17 protein-coding genes are annotated in these 15,044 nt (G+C 50.4%); 4 read left to right on the top strand and 13 right to left on the bottom strand.

The annotated features are described in order from the left end of the window. Positions 1–30: 30 nt before the first annotated feature. Positions 31–225: a YwbE family protein gene (locus tag LLU09_RS06745; protein ID WP_094906780.1), complete on the bottom strand. Its 195-nt coding sequence runs from the start codon at positions 223–225 to the stop codon at positions 31–33. Positions 226–253: 28 nt separating this feature from the next. After that, positions 254–1,018 carry an SDR family NAD(P)-dependent oxidoreductase gene (locus tag LLU09_RS06750; protein WP_228311069.1) on the bottom strand — a complete coding sequence of 255 codons (765 nt, stop codon included), beginning with the start codon at positions 1,016–1,018 and terminating at the stop codon, positions 254–256. 219 nt (positions 1,019–1,237) lie between these two features. Between LLU09_RS06750 and LLU09_RS06755 the strand changes: the two genes are divergently transcribed. Further along, positions 1,238–1,723: a metal-dependent hydrolase gene (locus LLU09_RS06755; protein WP_228311070.1), complete on the top strand. Its 486-nt coding sequence runs from the start codon at positions 1,238–1,240 to the stop codon at positions 1,721–1,723. 69 nt (positions 1,724–1,792) lie between these two features. Here LLU09_RS06755 and LLU09_RS06760 read toward each other — a convergent pair whose 3' ends face one another. The 6 genes from LLU09_RS06760 to LLU09_RS06785 all read right to left on the bottom strand — a co-directional run bounded on the left by LLU09_RS06760 (position 1,793) and on the right by LLU09_RS06785 (position 6,909). Continuing rightward, positions 1,793–2,392 (bottom strand): response regulator transcription factor, encoded by a 600-nt coding sequence (locus LLU09_RS06760; protein WP_228311071.1) that lies wholly within the window; start codon positions 2,390–2,392, stop codon positions 1,793–1,795. A 2-nt stretch (positions 2,393–2,394) separates the two neighbouring features. Then, entirely contained in the window at positions 2,395–3,516 is a 1,122-nt protein-coding gene (locus LLU09_RS06765) for a sensor histidine kinase (RefSeq protein WP_228311072.1), read from the bottom strand. A gap of 112 nt (positions 3,517–3,628) precedes the next feature. Then, positions 3,629–4,651, bottom strand: coding sequence for a Delta(5) desaturase DesA (gene desA, locus LLU09_RS06770; protein ID WP_228311073.1), 1,023 nt, complete (start codon positions 4,649–4,651; stop codon positions 3,629–3,631). 98 nt (positions 4,652–4,749) lie between these two features. Continuing rightward, on the bottom strand, positions 4,750–5,307 hold the full coding sequence (locus LLU09_RS06775) for a DUF4256 domain-containing protein (RefSeq protein ID WP_370632465.1): 558 nt from the start codon (positions 5,305–5,307) through the stop codon (positions 4,750–4,752). A 117-nt stretch (positions 5,308–5,424) separates the two neighbouring features. Continuing rightward, positions 5,425–5,835, bottom strand: coding sequence for a GlcG/HbpS family heme-binding protein (locus LLU09_RS06780; protein ID WP_228311075.1), 411 nt, complete (start codon positions 5,833–5,835; stop codon positions 5,425–5,427). Positions 5,836–5,979: 144 nt separating this feature from the next. Then, a complete protein-coding gene (locus LLU09_RS06785; protein ID WP_228311076.1) occupies positions 5,980–6,909 on the bottom strand; it encodes a cation diffusion facilitator family transporter in 930 nt (309 codons plus the stop codon). A gap of 203 nt (positions 6,910–7,112) precedes the next feature. Here LLU09_RS06785 and LLU09_RS06790 point away from each other — a divergent pair, with 203 nt between their 5' ends. The 3 genes from LLU09_RS06790 (at position 7,113) to LLU09_RS06800 (ending at position 9,250) form a co-directional block, all read left to right on the top strand. Next, complete coding sequence (locus LLU09_RS06790) at positions 7,113–7,547, top strand: DUF1801 domain-containing protein (RefSeq protein ID WP_228311077.1); 435 nt, start codon at positions 7,113–7,115, stop codon at positions 7,545–7,547. 33 nt (positions 7,548–7,580) lie between these two features. Beyond that, complete coding sequence (locus LLU09_RS06795; RefSeq protein WP_228311078.1) at positions 7,581–8,117, top strand: D-glycero-alpha-D-manno-heptose-1,7-bisphosphate 7-phosphatase; 537 nt, start codon at positions 7,581–7,583, stop codon at positions 8,115–8,117. A gap of 65 nt (positions 8,118–8,182) precedes the next feature. Then, entirely contained in the window at positions 8,183–9,250 is a 1,068-nt protein-coding gene (locus tag LLU09_RS06800) for an aldo/keto reductase (RefSeq protein ID WP_228311079.1), read from the top strand. Positions 9,251–9,314: 64 nt separating this feature from the next. Here the strand turns inward: LLU09_RS06800 and LLU09_RS06805 are convergent, their stop codons facing one another. The 5 genes from LLU09_RS06805 to LLU09_RS06825 all read right to left on the bottom strand — a co-directional run bounded on the left by LLU09_RS06805 (position 9,315) and on the right by LLU09_RS06825 (position 14,814). Beyond that, complete coding sequence (locus tag LLU09_RS06805) at positions 9,315–9,920, bottom strand: superoxide dismutase family protein (RefSeq protein WP_228311080.1); 606 nt, start codon at positions 9,918–9,920, stop codon at positions 9,315–9,317. A 140-nt stretch (positions 9,921–10,060) separates the two neighbouring features. Further along, a complete protein-coding gene (locus LLU09_RS06810; RefSeq protein WP_156964950.1) occupies positions 10,061–10,222 on the bottom strand; it encodes a hypothetical protein in 162 nt (53 codons plus the stop codon). Positions 10,223–10,319: 97 nt separating this feature from the next. Next, positions 10,320–10,919 (bottom strand): class I SAM-dependent methyltransferase, encoded by a 600-nt coding sequence (locus LLU09_RS06815; protein WP_228311081.1) that lies wholly within the window; start codon positions 10,917–10,919, stop codon positions 10,320–10,322. 179 nt (positions 10,920–11,098) lie between these two features. Then, a complete protein-coding gene (gene aldA, locus LLU09_RS06820; protein ID WP_228311082.1) occupies positions 11,099–12,550 on the bottom strand; it encodes an aldehyde dehydrogenase in 1,452 nt (483 codons plus the stop codon). 128 nt (positions 12,551–12,678) lie between these two features. Continuing rightward, positions 12,679–14,814 (bottom strand): ATP-dependent Clp protease ATP-binding subunit, encoded by a 2,136-nt coding sequence (locus LLU09_RS06825; RefSeq protein ID WP_228311083.1) that lies wholly within the window; start codon positions 14,812–14,814, stop codon positions 12,679–12,681. Between the last annotated feature and the right edge of the window lie 230 nt (positions 14,815–15,044).

Consider the following 15,044-nt stretch of genomic DNA (forward strand, 5'->3'; position numbering starts at 1 on the left):
CACCAATTTCGGTGGGGCGTTATTTTTCATTCAGCCCAATATCTCCTTAACTCTGCCGACAGTGCCATCTTCGAGCTTCACTTTGATTCCGTGGGGGTGTGTCGCCGAGTTGGTCAGCAGTCTCGCCACCGTCCCTTCGGTCAGTTCCCCCGACCGCTGATGATGCTTCTGTACCACTTTCACTTTGACACCTGGTTTGATATTTTCCCTTTTTGTTCCGTCCATGATATTCTCCTTAATGATTGATATGCTATTATTCCTTAATCGTCTGACCACCATCGATGATCAGCTCTTCCCCGGTGATGAACCTGGCTTCATCCGATGCCAAAAACAGCGCTGCATATGCTACATCTTCCGATTGGCCCAAATATTTGAGCGGCACAGCAGCAATCAGTGCATCCCGTATATCCGCATTCGAAGTCAGATACTCCGTAGATGGTGTCTCGATGTAGCCGGGGTGTATGGAATTCACCCGTATATGGTCCCCACCGAAATCTCTTGCCGCACCCTTCGTCATGGTGCGGATTGCCCCTTTCGAGGCAGAGTAGGCAGTGAGTCCCCCAAGACCGCTGATGCCGGTCAGGGAGGAAATGTTCACAATGGAGCCCTGACCATTCCTTTTCATCTCGGGAATCACATGCTTCATGCCGAGGAAGTTCCCGAGTGCATTGACATTCATGACCTTATCCCATTCCTCAATCGTCAACTTGTTCAATGTAAATTCTGTAATGCCTGTAATGCCCGCGTTATTGATGAGTATATCGACTTTGCCGAATGTGCCGACAGCCTCCTCCACGATATGCTGCCAGTCCGCTTCCTTAGACACATCCTGCCGTAGGCCGATTACCGCATTAGGATACTGTTCCCCGAGCCTTTCGAGCAGTTCACCGAGATGTTCATCGTTCATATCCGTCGCTACAACCTTCGCGCCCTCCCGGGCGAAAAGCTCCGCTTCCATCGCTCCCTGGCCGCTGCCTGCACCAGTGATCACCGCCACTTTGCCGTCAAGTCTTCCCATACTTATCCCTCCTGGTATACCGGGGCCTACATCCGTTCATGTAGGGCAGAACGCCATCACCACCCAGCATTTTCCTTTGTTTCTACATTCCCTTTCTCATCGGATGTAATCCTCGACTTCCCTGAGCTGCATATATTCTACAGCACATTCAAAAAATACAGTAAAAATGCATATAATATATTATAATGATACTTCAGGCAAAATTAAGGAGGCGGCATCATGACTGGAAAAACACATATAATGGGCGGCATCACAGCAAGTCTTGCGGTTGCCCACGCAGCGAATGAAAATCCACTGATCATGGTAGGGGCCGGCATCGTCGGTGCACTTCTGCCCGATATTTGCCATAGTGGAAGCAGGATTGGAAGAAGATTCCCCATATTATCACGCATCATCAATCTTTTGTTCGGCCACCGCACATTTACCCACAGCCTCCTGTTTCTGGTAATCGTTTCGTTCCTCATCGACCGGTTCTTTCCAAACGATATACTGAAATATGGATTACTGACGGGTATGGTCAGCCATTACATACTGGATATGGCGACAAGAAGCGGCATCAAGCTCTTCTTTCCGCTCGACCTCACCGTCCGCTTCCCCCTCACCCTCAGGACCGGAAGCAAGGTGGAGAACCTGATTTTCAGCATTCTTGCGCTTCTATCCTTCTACTTTGGATACGAAACGCTCGGGTGGTTCAGGTTCTGGTAGTCAAAGATATATGCGCGCCTCATCCCAGTGATGCGGTGCGCATTTTCATTTTGCGGAAGCCAAGCAACCCTACTTCAGCCACCCCTTCCCCCTCGCCTTCGAGATGGCTTCGATCCGGTTGTCCACATACAGCTTATCCAGGATGATGGAGATATAGTTTCTGACGGTCCCATTCGAAAGGTGCAGCTCCTTCGCAATAGCCTTCGTCGTCCTGCCCGCTTCAAGCAGCTGAATGATCTCCATCTCCCGCGGGGTGAGGGGATTGGAGGCTTCAAAAGCAATGTCTATCAGCTCGGGGGAATAGATGCGTCTGCCTTCAATGATATGTCTGATCGACTGTGCGAGCGTTTCGCTGGAGCTGTCCTTCAGCAGATAGCCGCTCACCTGCGCCTGCTTCGCCCGTTCGAAATACCCGGGTCGTGCAAAGGTCGTCAGCATGATGACTTTGCATGACCCGCCCTTCAGGCGTTCTGCCGCCTCCAGCCCGGTCATCACCGGCATCTCGATATCCATGAGGCACACGTCCGGAGATTCCACCGCAACAAGGTCCAAAGCTTCTGCGCCATTCTCCGCCTGTCCGACGACAGTCATATCCTCTTCAAGATCCAACAGCGCACCGAGTGCTCCCCTCAACAGGTTCTGGTCTTCAGCCAGCACAATACGGATCATATTCATCCCTCCTCAATCTCTTTCAATACTTTCGGCACCGCGATATTGATTTCAAAACCACCGTTGTTGTTGACGATCTGCATCTCCCCATTCACGAATGACAGACGTTCACGCATCCCATGGATGCCGTGGCCCGACTGGAAGATTTCCTTGCCCTCTCCATTATCCATGACCTTGAGGAGTATATCCTGATCCGTATCGACCAGCTCGATCACGCACAGATGCGCTTGGCTGTGCTTCACCACATTGGTGACCGCTTCCTTCAGGCACATGCTCAGTACATTTTCGACAAGCACGGGTATGTTGTTGAAATCCCCTTCGACAGTTATATCATACCGTATCTGGGCGGCATCCATCAGCTTTTTGACATGATCCACTTCACCCTCCAGATTGACATTCTTCATATCGCTGATCATTTCCCGTACTTCCTTCAGCGCCTGTCTCGATGTCGACTGTATGTCTGCGAGCTCGCGTTTTGCAGCATCGGGATCCTTGTCGATCAGCTTCTTTGACAATTCACTCTTCAGGCCGATCATCGACAGCTTCTGGCCAAGTGTATCATGCAGATCACGAGCGATCCTGTGGCGTTCTTCCAATATCGCAAGTTCTGCGATCCTCATGTTGGCATCTTCAAGCTGCATTTCTAGTTCCTCCTGCTTCAAGCGGTTGTACCGGCTGATCGGAAGCAGGATGACGCCGAGGACGGTCATGATGAGAAAAGGCAGATGGCTGAGCAGCAGCGTATAATTGTAGAAGAAGCCGAAAGTGATCGCACCGACCGTCGTCACCAGGTGAATGACATACATCGAGATGAAACCGCCCCTGTTTCTTATATTGCCGACATAGAAAGCGGTGAAAAGCGCAAAATAGACATAGCCGTAGAATATGGTCATCGCAATATTGATGCAGAATTCAATGCTCAGACCTATGTAGATCAGTGGTCCCCGTGTGTTGAACGTCAACCAGTATACCGTGAAGAACAGGATGGTCATGATAATGCCGGAGACGATCTCCCCTGAATCATTGGAGCGGAATATGAAATAGAACGGCAGGATGCAGAATATGATCCATATGTACAGACTGAGTCCGGTATTCTTCGGGAATATATGATACCAATCGCGCATGAATGACCGCCTCCCTTCTCCTTATTTGTTCCAGTGTAACAGTTTTATGGAACGATGGGCCCACCAAAAATGTATAAAAATGAATCCCCCTAATTGATTAGGGGGATTCCATCTAGTCTGTACTTGGTTGGTGCTTTTCATTCAATTGCGCCTTCATCTCTCGGAAGGTCACAAATGTCTTCTTCTTCTCATCATACAGGCGGAAGCGGATGGATTCGAGGCTCGACTTCAGAGTGATGGTCGTCGCCTGATGCAGGGGTGGCGTGCTCTCATGTGCTTTTTCCAGTGAATAGTTGGGCACTCTTGGCGCCAGATGGTGCACATGGTGATAGCCGATGCTGCCTGTCATCCATTCGAGCCAGCGGGGCAGCTTGTAGTAGGAGCTGCCGTCCACTGCCGCTTTTACGTAATCCCATTCGGATTCATTTTCAAAATAGGAGTCTTCGAACTGGTGCTGGACATAGAAGAGCCAGATGCCGAGCATGCCTGCAACGTAGATGATCGGAAGCTGTACGAGCAGCAGTACATGCCAGCCAAGCGTGAAACCGATCAGACAGTAGATTGCCACAAGCAGCCCATTGATCAGATAGGTGTTCATGCGTTCCTTCTTCTTGGCGCCTTTGCGGTTGAAACGGTTGTCCAGCAGGAACAGTGACAATGGTCCAAGGCCGAACATGATGAGCGGATTACGGTAGAGGCGATATTTCAGCCTCTCCCATTTTCCTGCTTCTTCGTATTCTTCGACCGTCATGACCCAGATGTCACCGATGCCCCGCTTGTCCAGGTTGCCGCTTGTTGCGTGGTGGATCGAGTGTTCCCGCTTCCATTTTTCATACGCAAAGTGGGTGATGACGCCGGTGATGGTGCCGAATATCGTGTTCCACTTCTTGCTCTTGAAGAATGACTGGTGGGCACAGTCGTGGAAGATGATGAACGTCCGGATCATGAAGCCGGCAGCTCCGATGCTGAACAGCAAACTGAGCCAGAATGAAATGCTCAGTGACTGGTACGCCAGGAACCATAACGCAAAAAATGGAAGAATCGTGTTGAACAGCTGTGTGATGCTTGTCTTCGTCTGTGACTTGGCGAACGGCATGACATCTTTCCTCAGCTGTGCCTGTTTCTGTTTTGACATGTGGGCAAACCTCTTTCCTGTAATCTTGTTGGTTTTATTCTAATACATGCCAACAAGCGGGTATAGAGGCAGGTGTCAGCAATAATACATGACATTTGTCATATAAGGAGCATGGCCCGGAACCCCCTGGCACTGTAATAGGATTCCGCACCGTTATGATAGATGAACATCGCGCCATATCGGTAATCCCCAAACAGGGCGCCTCCCCGCTTCCTGATGTCGGCCGGTGTCCGGATCCAGCTTGATGTCTTGCGATCGACCACTTCAATGGTCTGGAGCTGCCGGTAATGCGCCTCATCAAGGAGTTCCACCCCCATCTCCTCCGCCATGCCGACTGCACTGTTTTCAGGCTTGTTCTTTTTTCTTGCCTGGAGTGCCTCATCGTCATAACAGACCTTACGCCGCCCTTCCGGGCTTTCAGCTGAAAAATCATAGAATATTATTGTCCCATCCGCCTCAGTTGCCACATCCGGTTCCCCACCGGTCCGTTCCATTTCCCCCAGGGACCACAGCTTTTCGGGATGTCTGTCGAGACGTGCTTCAACATCTCTCCACTCCATATCCTCATGACGGTACATATGCGATTCAAAACGTACCTTCAATACACTGAGCAAATGCCGGCTCTCCTCATTCGTCAACTTCCTTACATCTGCCATAAACATTCCTCCCATCAATATGTCCCTTCATCGGTTGCAGGGGACAAAAGACCTCCCTTCAGATGTTCCGTTCCTGAGGGAGGTCTTCCAATACTCATAAAATTATAGCAGCCTCAACTATAGCGCCTTGAATGCTTCGACCCCCGCTTCGGCCACCTTCACATCATCCGGTACACTGCTGCCGCTGACACCGATGGCGCCGACAACCTTGCCATCCGCTTCAAGCGGGATGCCGCCACCAAAGACGACGATGCGTCCCTGATTTGTCGTGTTCAGGCCGAAGAGTTCTGCATTCGGTACCGTCGCCTCTTCCAGATTGGATGTCGGCATCTTCAGGGCCACTGATGTCCATGCCTTGTTCTGCGCAATGTCGATGCTTGCGAGCCACGCATCATCCATGCGGTGCACCGCAACCAGGTTGCCGCCTTCATCAATGACGGAGATCACCATCTGTACACCGATTTCAGACGCCTTCTTCTCGGCACCTTCAATTATCTTTTTTGCATTTTCCAGGTTGATTCTACTCATTACGCTTCCCCTTTCAAACTTTCAGTTTTGAATCGAATGTGGTAGTACGCATATGGCAGCTGTTTCTGTAATGTCACCATATCCATCATATACAAATCAAAAAATTCAGTCAAATAAAGCAGTGCTTCATCTTTTTGGCTATTCTTACTGATGTGCTTCATGCACGCTTTCATCAAGACAGCACATCAATGCTTCATCATGTGGGTGGGATTCGCCCTCCACCTGTATGGTCACGTGACCGATACCCTCATCCCCAAGCCTCCGTTCCAGTTCATGCAGCAGCTCACCACTCTCCTTGATCGTCATGGTGTCATCGACCGTCACGTGGCATGACATGGCGTTCTGTCCACTCGTGATGCTCCACATATGGAGGTCGTGTATATCGATGATGCGGGCATCCGCCTGCATGACACTTACGATGTGCTCTACATCTACACCAACCGGTGTCCCCTCCATCAGGACATGGATGGCGTCCTTCGTCACCCGCCAGCCGCTGATGATGATCAGGACAGCAACGATGACGCTCGCCAATGGGTCGGCCAGCCCCCAGCCGAAGAATATGATCAGGAGGGCAGCGGCGATTGCCCCGATCGAGCCCAGCAAGTCTCCCATCACATGGAGGAAGGCGGCCCTGATGTTCAGGTTTCCCTCTGTATCACCCCCGCGCATCAATATCCATGCGACGATGATGTTCACCACAAGTCCCATTGCAGCAATCACCAGCATGCCCCCCGACGCGACTTCAGGCGGATCCATGAAGCGTTGGAACGCCTCGTAGAAGATGTAGGCGGAAATGAGTATGAGCGTCACACCGTTGAAGATCGCCGCCAGTATTTCAAACCGCTTGTATCCATAAGTCTTGCTGTAGTTGGCCGTCTTCCGCCCCAGACTGAAGGCGAGGACCGCCACACCCAGTGAAATCGAGTCACTCAGCATATGCCCCGCGTCGGACAGGAGTGCGAGACTGTTCGTCAGCCAGCCGCCGACCGCTTCAACGAGCATATAACCGGTGATGATGAAGAAGCTGATCAGAAGAACCCTCCTGTTCGCTCCGTGCGAATGATCATGCGGCATATCGATCCCCCCCTGTAGCATCTTTTCACATTCAATTATATCAGCATGAATATCTTTGCACAGTGAATATGCAACCCACGGCGCACGTGCTGGACTTCCATGTTCCTGCAGTACGCCCCCAGTCAAAGTATTTTTACATCCAATCATGGGCATTTGTGGTTAAATGGAAGCATGACCAATCCTAAGACGAAGGAAGTGTCAATATGGACATTGAAGAGTATATCAGGCAGATCGACGACAGATGGCAGGATGCTTTTATAGGAGTCTGGAGGGCAATCGGGGAAAACCTCCCAGAAGGATTCCAGACGGAGATGCAGCACGGCATGCCGACTTATGCTGTACCGAAAGAGACGTATCCGGAAGGCTACCATGTGGATGGTGAGGCCCTTCCCTTTATAAGCGTCGCCGCCCAAAAAAGGCACCTCGCCATCTATCATATGGGGATATACAGTGACGATGAACTGTACGAATGGTTTACAGACGCCTATCCGGAGCATATGGCGACCAAGCTCAACATGGGCAAAAGCTGCAGCCGCTTCTCCAACCCACAAAATATTCCCTATGCACTGCTTGGGGAACTTGCCGGGAAGATGACAGCGGATGAGTGGATTGCACTGTATGAGTCAAGGAAGTCTTAGTATGCGCGAATATGAATTGAAAGGGGACCTCTTATGCATAAGGCAGTATTTCTGGATCGGGACGGCGTCATCAATGAAGTGCTCAACCACCGGGTGAAGTTCGTGAACCGTCCCGAGGATCTCCACCTCCTTGAAGGTGTAGAACAGGCCATCAGACAGTTCAATGAGGATGGATGGAAAGTGTTCATCGTCACCAACCAGGGCGGTGTCGGCCTTGGCTATATGACTGAGGATGCGCTCGGGGAAATACATGACAGGCTCGTGAATCTCCTTGGGGACTCGGGTGCCAGGGTGGATGATATCGCCTACTGTCCGCACATGCCCCATGAAGGATGTGCATGCAGGAAGCCGGAAGCGGGGATGATCCTGGACCTTGCAGAGACCCACGATATCTCTCTTGGAGAGAGCTACATGGTGGGCGACAGGGAACCGGATATCCAGGCTGGCCGGAATGCAGGCACTCGGACCGTCTTTATCGGCAACAGGAAAAATAAGAAAGTCGGCGCAGATCATCATTTCGCGGATCTCCTTTCATTCTCCAACTGGCTGGTGAACAGGGGATGGACGTGACAACTCATGTTTATGTTCATCTGCAGGGGGAAATTTAACTTAAAAAGGGTTCTAAGGAGGATACCATGGATTATATCTATCTCGGAAATTCCGGTTTGAAAGTGCCCAAGTACATTCTCGGGACGATCCCTTTCAGTGGGACTAATGGATTTGAGCCGGCCGGAAACATTGATGCGGAAACCGCAAGACGTCATGTGGACATCTGCCTCGATGCAGGCATCAACATGTTCGATACAGCCAACCTCTACTCAGAAGGAGATGCGGAAAAGGTGCTCGGAGAAGCCATCAAAGGCAGGAGGGATAAGGTACTCCTGACATCCAAGACAGGATTCGACCTGGGGGAGGACCCAAATGCGGGTGGTGCTTCGCGCATCAATATCGAAAAGTCGATCGACCGTACCCTGGAACGGCTCGGCACCGATTATCTGGACATCTACTTCGTCCACCTCTGGGACGGACGTACCCCCATCGAGGAAACGATCGAAACGATGAACGATCTCATCAAGTCCGGCAAGATCCGGTACTGGGGTGTATCGAACTACAGCGGCTGGGCCTTGGCCAGAACCTATACGATTGCAGAACAAAGGGGGCTCATTCCACCGATTACCCAACAGATCTACTATACGCCTGAAGCACGGGAAGCGGAATACGAGCTGCTGCCGGCCGGCAGTGAACTCGGCATCGGCTCAATGATATGGAGTCCCCTCGGAGAAGGCCTCCTGAACGGAAAGATCGACCGCAATAATGAAGCGCCTTCTGGTACCCGTCAGGGTAGCGGATGGCCAGAGCCCTGGGTGAAGGATGAGGAGCGCTTGTATGATGTCATCGATGCACTCAAGGAAGTCGCAGAAGAGCGCAACGCTACAGTGCCGCAGATCGCCCTTGCATGGGTCAAGGACCGTCCGAATGTGGGTCCTGTGGTCATTGCGGCAAGAAATGAAGAGCAGCTTCATGAAAACATTGCTTCCTACAACATCCGCCTGACCCAGAAAGAGCATGACAGGATTGAAGCAGCAGCCCGGCCTGAGCCATATTATCCACTATGGCATCGTGCGATGAACAGCATGGACAAGGGCTCCCCATCAGAAATCTCCTATTTGGAGGGCTATAAGAAATCGATGGGACTCGAATAGAAGAGGACACCCAAACAGAACACTCCGGAGGCCGTCTGGCCTCCGGAGTGTTTCGTGATATATGCTATTCTCCGATTACACCACAAGCGATGCGTTCACCGGCATCACCTGAGGGCTGGCTCTCATAGTCATCAGCACCTGAATGGATGACGAGTGCCGTCCCACCTTCCGGGTAGAGCGTAGTCTCCTGACCTTCTTCCATCGTCACCATATCTGCTGTGACTTCCGTGTTTATGGTGCCATCTTCAGCAACCTCTATGTTTTCCATGTCACCGGCATGTGGTCCTTCAGGATCGTCAAACCCATGGTTCGCATCTGTCGGATTGTAGTGTCCACCAGCTGATTCGAAATCGGGCTGCTCGCAGCTGCCCGTCTCATGGATATGAAAACCATGTGTACCGGCAGGAAGATCTTCTCCCACAAGCGCAATATTCACTCCATGTTCCCCTTCACTCAGTGTTGCAGTCGTTGTCTCTTCCCCTTCACTGTTCATTAGGCCAACTTCTTCTTCACTGCCTGCGTTCGTTTCCTCGGCCACATCCTCCCTTTCTTCATCAATCGTTTCATCGACTCTTTCCTCATCTTCCTCTTCCGGTTCTTCATTACCGCCACAGGCTGCCAGCACGATTCCAAGTACCAGTGCCAAAAACAAAAGTTTCCAGATTTTCATGACATACCCCTTTCGTACTGATTTACATATTCGATTCCCATGTATTATGGAACTAAACATATCCCCCAGCCTGTCCATTGGATGTATTCAAAAAAGCGGTCATATCCGACCACTTTTCAAATATAGCAATTATGTAGATGTTACTCCTGGCTGTTTCCATCAGATCCGTCCTGGCTCTGCTGGTTCATCGTATCATTTATCGTCTGCTGCTGATCGAACTCATTCGAATCATTGTTCATTCCACATGCTGCCATCAATGTACTGAGCATAGCTGCTGTGATCAAAAGTCTAAAACGTTTCATTTGGATTCCTCTCCCTTTCTGCTATTTGCTCCTTTCCCTGAAGTTCATACATTCAAACAGAGCAGAAGATGTCCCTCTGCCCTTATTCAACCAATATTCAAGGTTTCACCCACAGCATATGAAGGCAGCCGACCAGATGCCTCTCCTCCTTCACGATCTTCAAATCGGAATGCCTTACAATTTCTGAGATATTCCTGTTCTGATGGCATCCGAGCACCTTCATCGAAACCGGATTCACTATATTCAGTGCCCCTGCAAGCAGGCGGTTTGTACTTTCGCCATGTTCCATCATCAATATCGTTCCTTCCGGCCTGCACCATTTTGCAAAATTCGCAAGTACATCATCAGGGTGCTCATAGGTACAGAATGAGAGCGTGGAGACGATGGTGTCAAAACTGTTTTCATCAAACTCCAGCTCTGCTATATCCGCCTCGTACAGTGTCGCTTCAAAGGGATAGGCTGAAGCAGCCTCCTGAGCCGCATTAATCATTTTGGGACTGAAGTCGACACCTGTCAGCTCAATATCAGCTTCGTAGTACGGAAAATTCCCTCCGGCACCAATACCCACCTCCAAAACCTTGCCTTCGGCTTCCGGAATGATGCGCGCCCGGTATTTATCGGTAGGATCGTTGCCCCTCCGCTTGTCATACGTTTTTGACTGCCGATCGAACTTCTTGACCATTGCCTGGTTTCTCATGACTCCCCTCCTCATCAATTGGGATTTTTGAAGGACTGCAATTATGTAAAGCCTCTTTAAGTGTATTATAACACCATCATGGAGATGAGTGGATTATCTTGGACTGCGGCATTGAAAGATGGGCTTTATGTATTGAAAAGATGCAGAACCGGAGGGCTCTGCATCTATCGATCATTCTTCTATTTTTTGTTTTCCTTATACTGCATATAGACCACCTGGGTCACAAGGAAATCCTCTACGCCATATTTGCCGTCTGTGCCGCCAAGGCCAGATTGGCGCATTCCTGCATGATACCCCTGAACAGCCTCGAAGTTTTCACGGTTGACGTAAGTTTCACCGAACTTCATCTCATTGATGACACGCATCGCTTCGTTCAGGTCCTCCGTGTAAACTGAAGATGAAAGGCCGTATACGGTATCATTGGCTTTTTCAATGGCTTCATCCAATGTGCTGAACGTTGATATCGGCAGCACCGGCCCGAATATTTCATCCGTCATGATGTCGGACTCATGGGTAACATCTGTGAGGATTGTCGGTTTATAGAAGAATCCTGCGTCGACATCTGCGGCTTCTCCACCCGTAACCACTTTTGCACCAGATGAAACTGCATTCTGCACCATCTCATCCACTGTCTCAAGACGGTCCTGATTGACTAGGGGGCCGAGATCCGCTTCCTTGTCTTTGCGTGGATCTCCGAATGTCTTCACTTCAAACTTCTCCTTGAGCTTACGGGTCAGTTCCTCAGCAACACTCTCATGGACATAGACGCGCTCCGCATTTGTGCAGGCCTGCCCATTATTGGCAAGCCTTGAAGTCGTGATCTCTTCTGCCGCAAGATCGAGGTCTGCATTTTCAGTCACTATGGCGGGCGCCTTGCCACCGAGCTCGAGATTCACTTTTGTAATGTTCTGCGCCGCTGCCTCCATCACTTTTGTACCAGCAGTGATGCTGCCTGTCATCGTCACCATGTGCACATCCTTGTGTGAAGCCAGGGCATTGCCGATTTCAGAGCCTGCACCCGTTACGACATTATATATGCCTGCAGGGACCTCTGACATCTCATCTACGATTCTGGTGAATTCCATCGTCGTGTTCGGTGTATGCTGACTCGGCTTTATTACAACGGTACAGCCCGTCATCAGTGCAGTGGCCACTTTCCGTGCCAGGATGAAGACCGGGAAGTTCCACGGAATGATGCCGGCCACTACGCCGATCGGCTTCTTGTAGACAAGGATGTTCTCATTGGACCTGTCACTTGGGACGATATCGCCTTCGATTCTTCTCGCCCATTCGGACATGTATTCGAAATAGTCTATCGCCAGATCCACTTCACCGCTTGCCAACTCGTAATCCTTCCCCTGCTCTTCCTGGAGCAGATCGATGAAAGTCTCTCTTCTTTCGGCGATCTTCTCACCCATCCTGCGTACAATCCTGCCCCGCTCGATGTTCGGCACCTGCTCCCATGCAGGCTGGGCCTTGGAAGCGGCTTCCACTGCCCTGTCCACATCTTCTGATGTGCCTTTAGGTGTCCTGGATATCACTTCCTCGGTCGCCGGGTTGATGATGTCGATCCATTCGTCTCCGGTCGAGGATGTATATTCGCCATTTATATATATCTGATGGTCCTTCACAGTATCTCCTCCTAGAGTATTGTCGGAACACTCTTCCCGTATGCTGCAAATATGAAACAACACTAGAGAACATAAAAGGCTGCCATCCCTTTCGGGACGGCAGCCTCCATTTATATACAAGTGCGAAACTAGCCTTTCACAACTGCAATCTCTTCGTCTTCCAACTGTACTCTTACATCATCTACAGTCTCTTCCTCCAGGATGAGATCGGTCAGCTGATCTTCTATCTTATCCTGGATGACCCTGCGGAGCGGCCTTGCACCGAACCGTTTGTCATAACCGAGCCGTGCAAGTTCACGCTTGGCTTCATCAGTGATTGTGATGCTGATGTCGTTCTCCTCGACAGTCTCCTGAAGTTCTGCAAGCATCAGGTCGACGATTTCAATCAGGTTATCTTCAGTCAATGCATTGAAGTTGATGATCGAATCGAAGCGGTTCAGGAATTCAGGCTTGAAGTAGTCGCTCAAGTTGTCCAGCGTCGATACGGATTCATGCTTGTCCGGGTTGAAGCCGACGCTTGCTGTATTCACACCAGTTCCCGCGTTGCTCGTCATGATGATGACGGTATCCTTAAAACTGACCGTACGGCCATGGGAATCTGTCAGATGACCATCTTCCATGATCTGCAGGAACATGTTCTGTACATCCGGATGGGCTTTTTCTATCTCATCCAGCAGAATGATGCTGTAAGGGTTCCGGCGGACCTTCTCCGTCAGTTGTCCCGCTTCTTCGTGTCCGACATATCCCGGTGGCGAACCGATGATCTTGGACACGGTGTGCTTCTCCATGTACTCACTCATGTCGAGCCTGATCATTGATTCACGGGAGCCGAAAAGCTCTTCAGCCAGTGCCTTTGTCAATTCCGTCTTACCGACCCCCGTCGGTCCGACAAATAGGAATGACCCGATTGGACGATGCTTGGACTTCAGCCCGGCACGGCTGCGGCGCACAGCTTTGGCCACCTTGCCGACCGCCTCCTCCTGGCCGATGACCTTCTTGGCAAGTTCACCTTCAAGATCGCGCATCTTCTTCTGTTCATCGGCCTGAAGCTTCGTTACAGGAATACCCGTCTTCTCTTCGACGATCAATTGGATGTCTGAAACTTCGACATCGAGCACCTGTTCCTTATCCTTGGCCTTCTCAAGCTGCTTTTCAAGCTGTATTTCCTGATACTTGAGGTTTGCAGCTCTTTCATACTCTTCACGCTCAGCTGCCTCCTCTTTTTCCCGGGCGATTTCATTCAGACGCTGCTGGATGGAGTTCGAATCGCTTTCCGCATTCGAGAGGTTGAGGCGTGAGCCGACTTCATCCATAAGGTCGATTGCCTTATCCGGCAGGAAACGATCCTGGATATAGCGGTCACTCAGTGTAACGAATGCGTGGATGGCATCGTCGGAGTAGCGTACTTCGTGGAATTTTTCGTAGCGGTCCTTAATCCCCTGAAGAATCTGCTCCGCTTCGTCCAGTGTCGGCTCTTTTACGAGAATCGGCTGCAGACGGCGTTCAAGGGCCGCATCCTTTTCAATCTGGCGATACTCCTTAAGTGTCGTCGCACCGATGATCTGGACTTCACCACGTGCCAGTGCCGGCTTCAAGATGTTGCCTGCATCCATCTGTGAACTTTCCGCTGTCCCTGCACCGACGATCTGGTGGATCTCATCGATGAACAGGATGACATCCTTACGTTCCTGAAGCTCAGCAATCAGCTGCTTCATGCGCTCTTCAAATTGACCGCGAATGCCTGTGTTCGCTACGAGTGATGCCACATCAAGCACATAGATCTCTTTATCGGTGAGTTTCGCAGGAACTGCCCCTTCGGTGATCTTGAGTGCCAGACCTTCAGCAATAGCGGTCTTACCGACACCCGGCTCACCGATCAGTACCGGATTGTTCTTATTCCTTCTGTTCAGCGTTTCGATGACACGCTTGATTTCCGTGTCACGTCCGATGATCGGGTCTATGTTGCCTGCCCGCGCTTCATCGGAAACGTTCTTGCCAAGCTGATCCAGCAGCCCATCGCCTCCGGCAGCCTGTTTCTGTCTTGTTCTTGTTCCGGCCTGGCCGCTGCCATTTCCTTGGAACTGCTTATCATTGGAACCTGAATTTTCGAAAGGAGACCCCGAAAAGAAATCACCGCCGCCCATCATCTGGCCTCTGATTTCACGGAAACATTCATTGCATAAGTGGACTTGTGCCTTTTGGTTATTGATGTTCATTGCCAAGTTGACATTCGCATCATTAATACCACAATTTTGACATTTCATGAATAGATTCCTCCTTCATTTTAATATATATACGTCTCAGTGATTTTTGACTTTATTTGACTATATAAGCATTATAAAACCTGTGGGACATTGATTCAACAATACTGCTCATTGGTATATTTAAAGTCGAAGTCATAAAATAATGAATTACTGACCAACTTTGACCTTAACTATATTATACATTGACCATGTTTGACTTTCAAGCATTTTATCCGCTATACCAAAAAAAT

The sequence above is a fragment of the Salinicoccus sp. RF5 genome, from assembly GCF_020786625.1.
Classification (GTDB): Bacteria; Bacillota; Bacilli; order Staphylococcales; family Salinicoccaceae; genus Salinicoccus.

What these genes read in the sequence shown, in the direction of transcription:
- LLU09_RS06760 (WP_228311071.1), bottom strand. Translation starts at nt 2,392, where the DNA reads ATGATCCGTATTGTGCTGGCTGAAGACCAGAACCTGTTGAGGGGAGCA.
- LLU09_RS06750 (WP_228311069.1), bottom strand. Translation starts at nt 1,018, where the DNA reads ATGGGAAGACTTGACGGCAAAGTGGCGGTGATCACTGGTGCAGGCAGC.
- LLU09_RS06765 (WP_228311072.1), bottom strand. Translation starts at nt 3,516, where the DNA reads ATGCGCGATTGGTATCATATATTCCCGAAGAATACCGGACTCAGTCTG.
- LLU09_RS06780 (WP_228311075.1), bottom strand. Translation starts at nt 5,835, where the DNA reads ATGAGTAGAATCAACCTGGAAAATGCAAAAAAGATAATTGAAGGTGCC.
- LLU09_RS06810 (WP_156964950.1), bottom strand. Translation starts at nt 10,222, where the DNA reads ATGAAACGTTTTAGACTTTTGATCACAGCAGCTATGCTCAGTACATTG.
- LLU09_RS06800 (WP_228311079.1), top strand. Translation starts at nt 8,183, where the DNA reads ATGGATTATATCTATCTCGGAAATTCCGGTTTGAAAGTGCCCAAGTAC.
- LLU09_RS06790 (WP_228311077.1), top strand. Translation starts at nt 7,113, where the DNA reads ATGGACATTGAAGAGTATATCAGGCAGATCGACGACAGATGGCAGGAT.
- LLU09_RS06815 (WP_228311081.1), bottom strand. Translation starts at nt 10,919, where the DNA reads ATGAGAAACCAGGCAATGGTCAAGAAGTTCGATCGGCAGTCAAAAACG.
- LLU09_RS06825 (WP_228311083.1), bottom strand. Translation starts at nt 14,814, where the DNA reads ATGAAATGTCAAAATTGTGGTATTAATGATGCGAATGTCAACTTGGCA.
- LLU09_RS06755 (WP_228311070.1), top strand. Translation starts at nt 1,238, where the DNA reads ATGACTGGAAAAACACATATAATGGGCGGCATCACAGCAAGTCTTGCG.
- LLU09_RS06745 (WP_094906780.1), bottom strand. Translation starts at nt 225, where the DNA reads ATGGACGGAACAAAAAGGGAAAATATCAAACCAGGTGTCAAAGTGAAA.
- LLU09_RS06795 (WP_228311078.1), top strand. Translation starts at nt 7,581, where the DNA reads ATGCATAAGGCAGTATTTCTGGATCGGGACGGCGTCATCAATGAAGTG.
- LLU09_RS06775 (WP_370632465.1), bottom strand. Translation starts at nt 5,307, where the DNA reads ATGGCAGATGTAAGGAAGTTGACGAATGAGGAGAGCCGGCATTTGCTC.
- LLU09_RS06805 (WP_228311080.1), bottom strand. Translation starts at nt 9,920, where the DNA reads ATGAAAATCTGGAAACTTTTGTTTTTGGCACTGGTACTTGGAATCGTG.
- LLU09_RS06785 (WP_228311076.1), bottom strand. Translation starts at nt 6,909, where the DNA reads ATGCCGCATGATCATTCGCACGGAGCGAACAGGAGGGTTCTTCTGATC.
- desA (WP_228311073.1), bottom strand. Translation starts at nt 4,651, where the DNA reads ATGTCAAAACAGAAACAGGCACAGCTGAGGAAAGATGTCATGCCGTTC.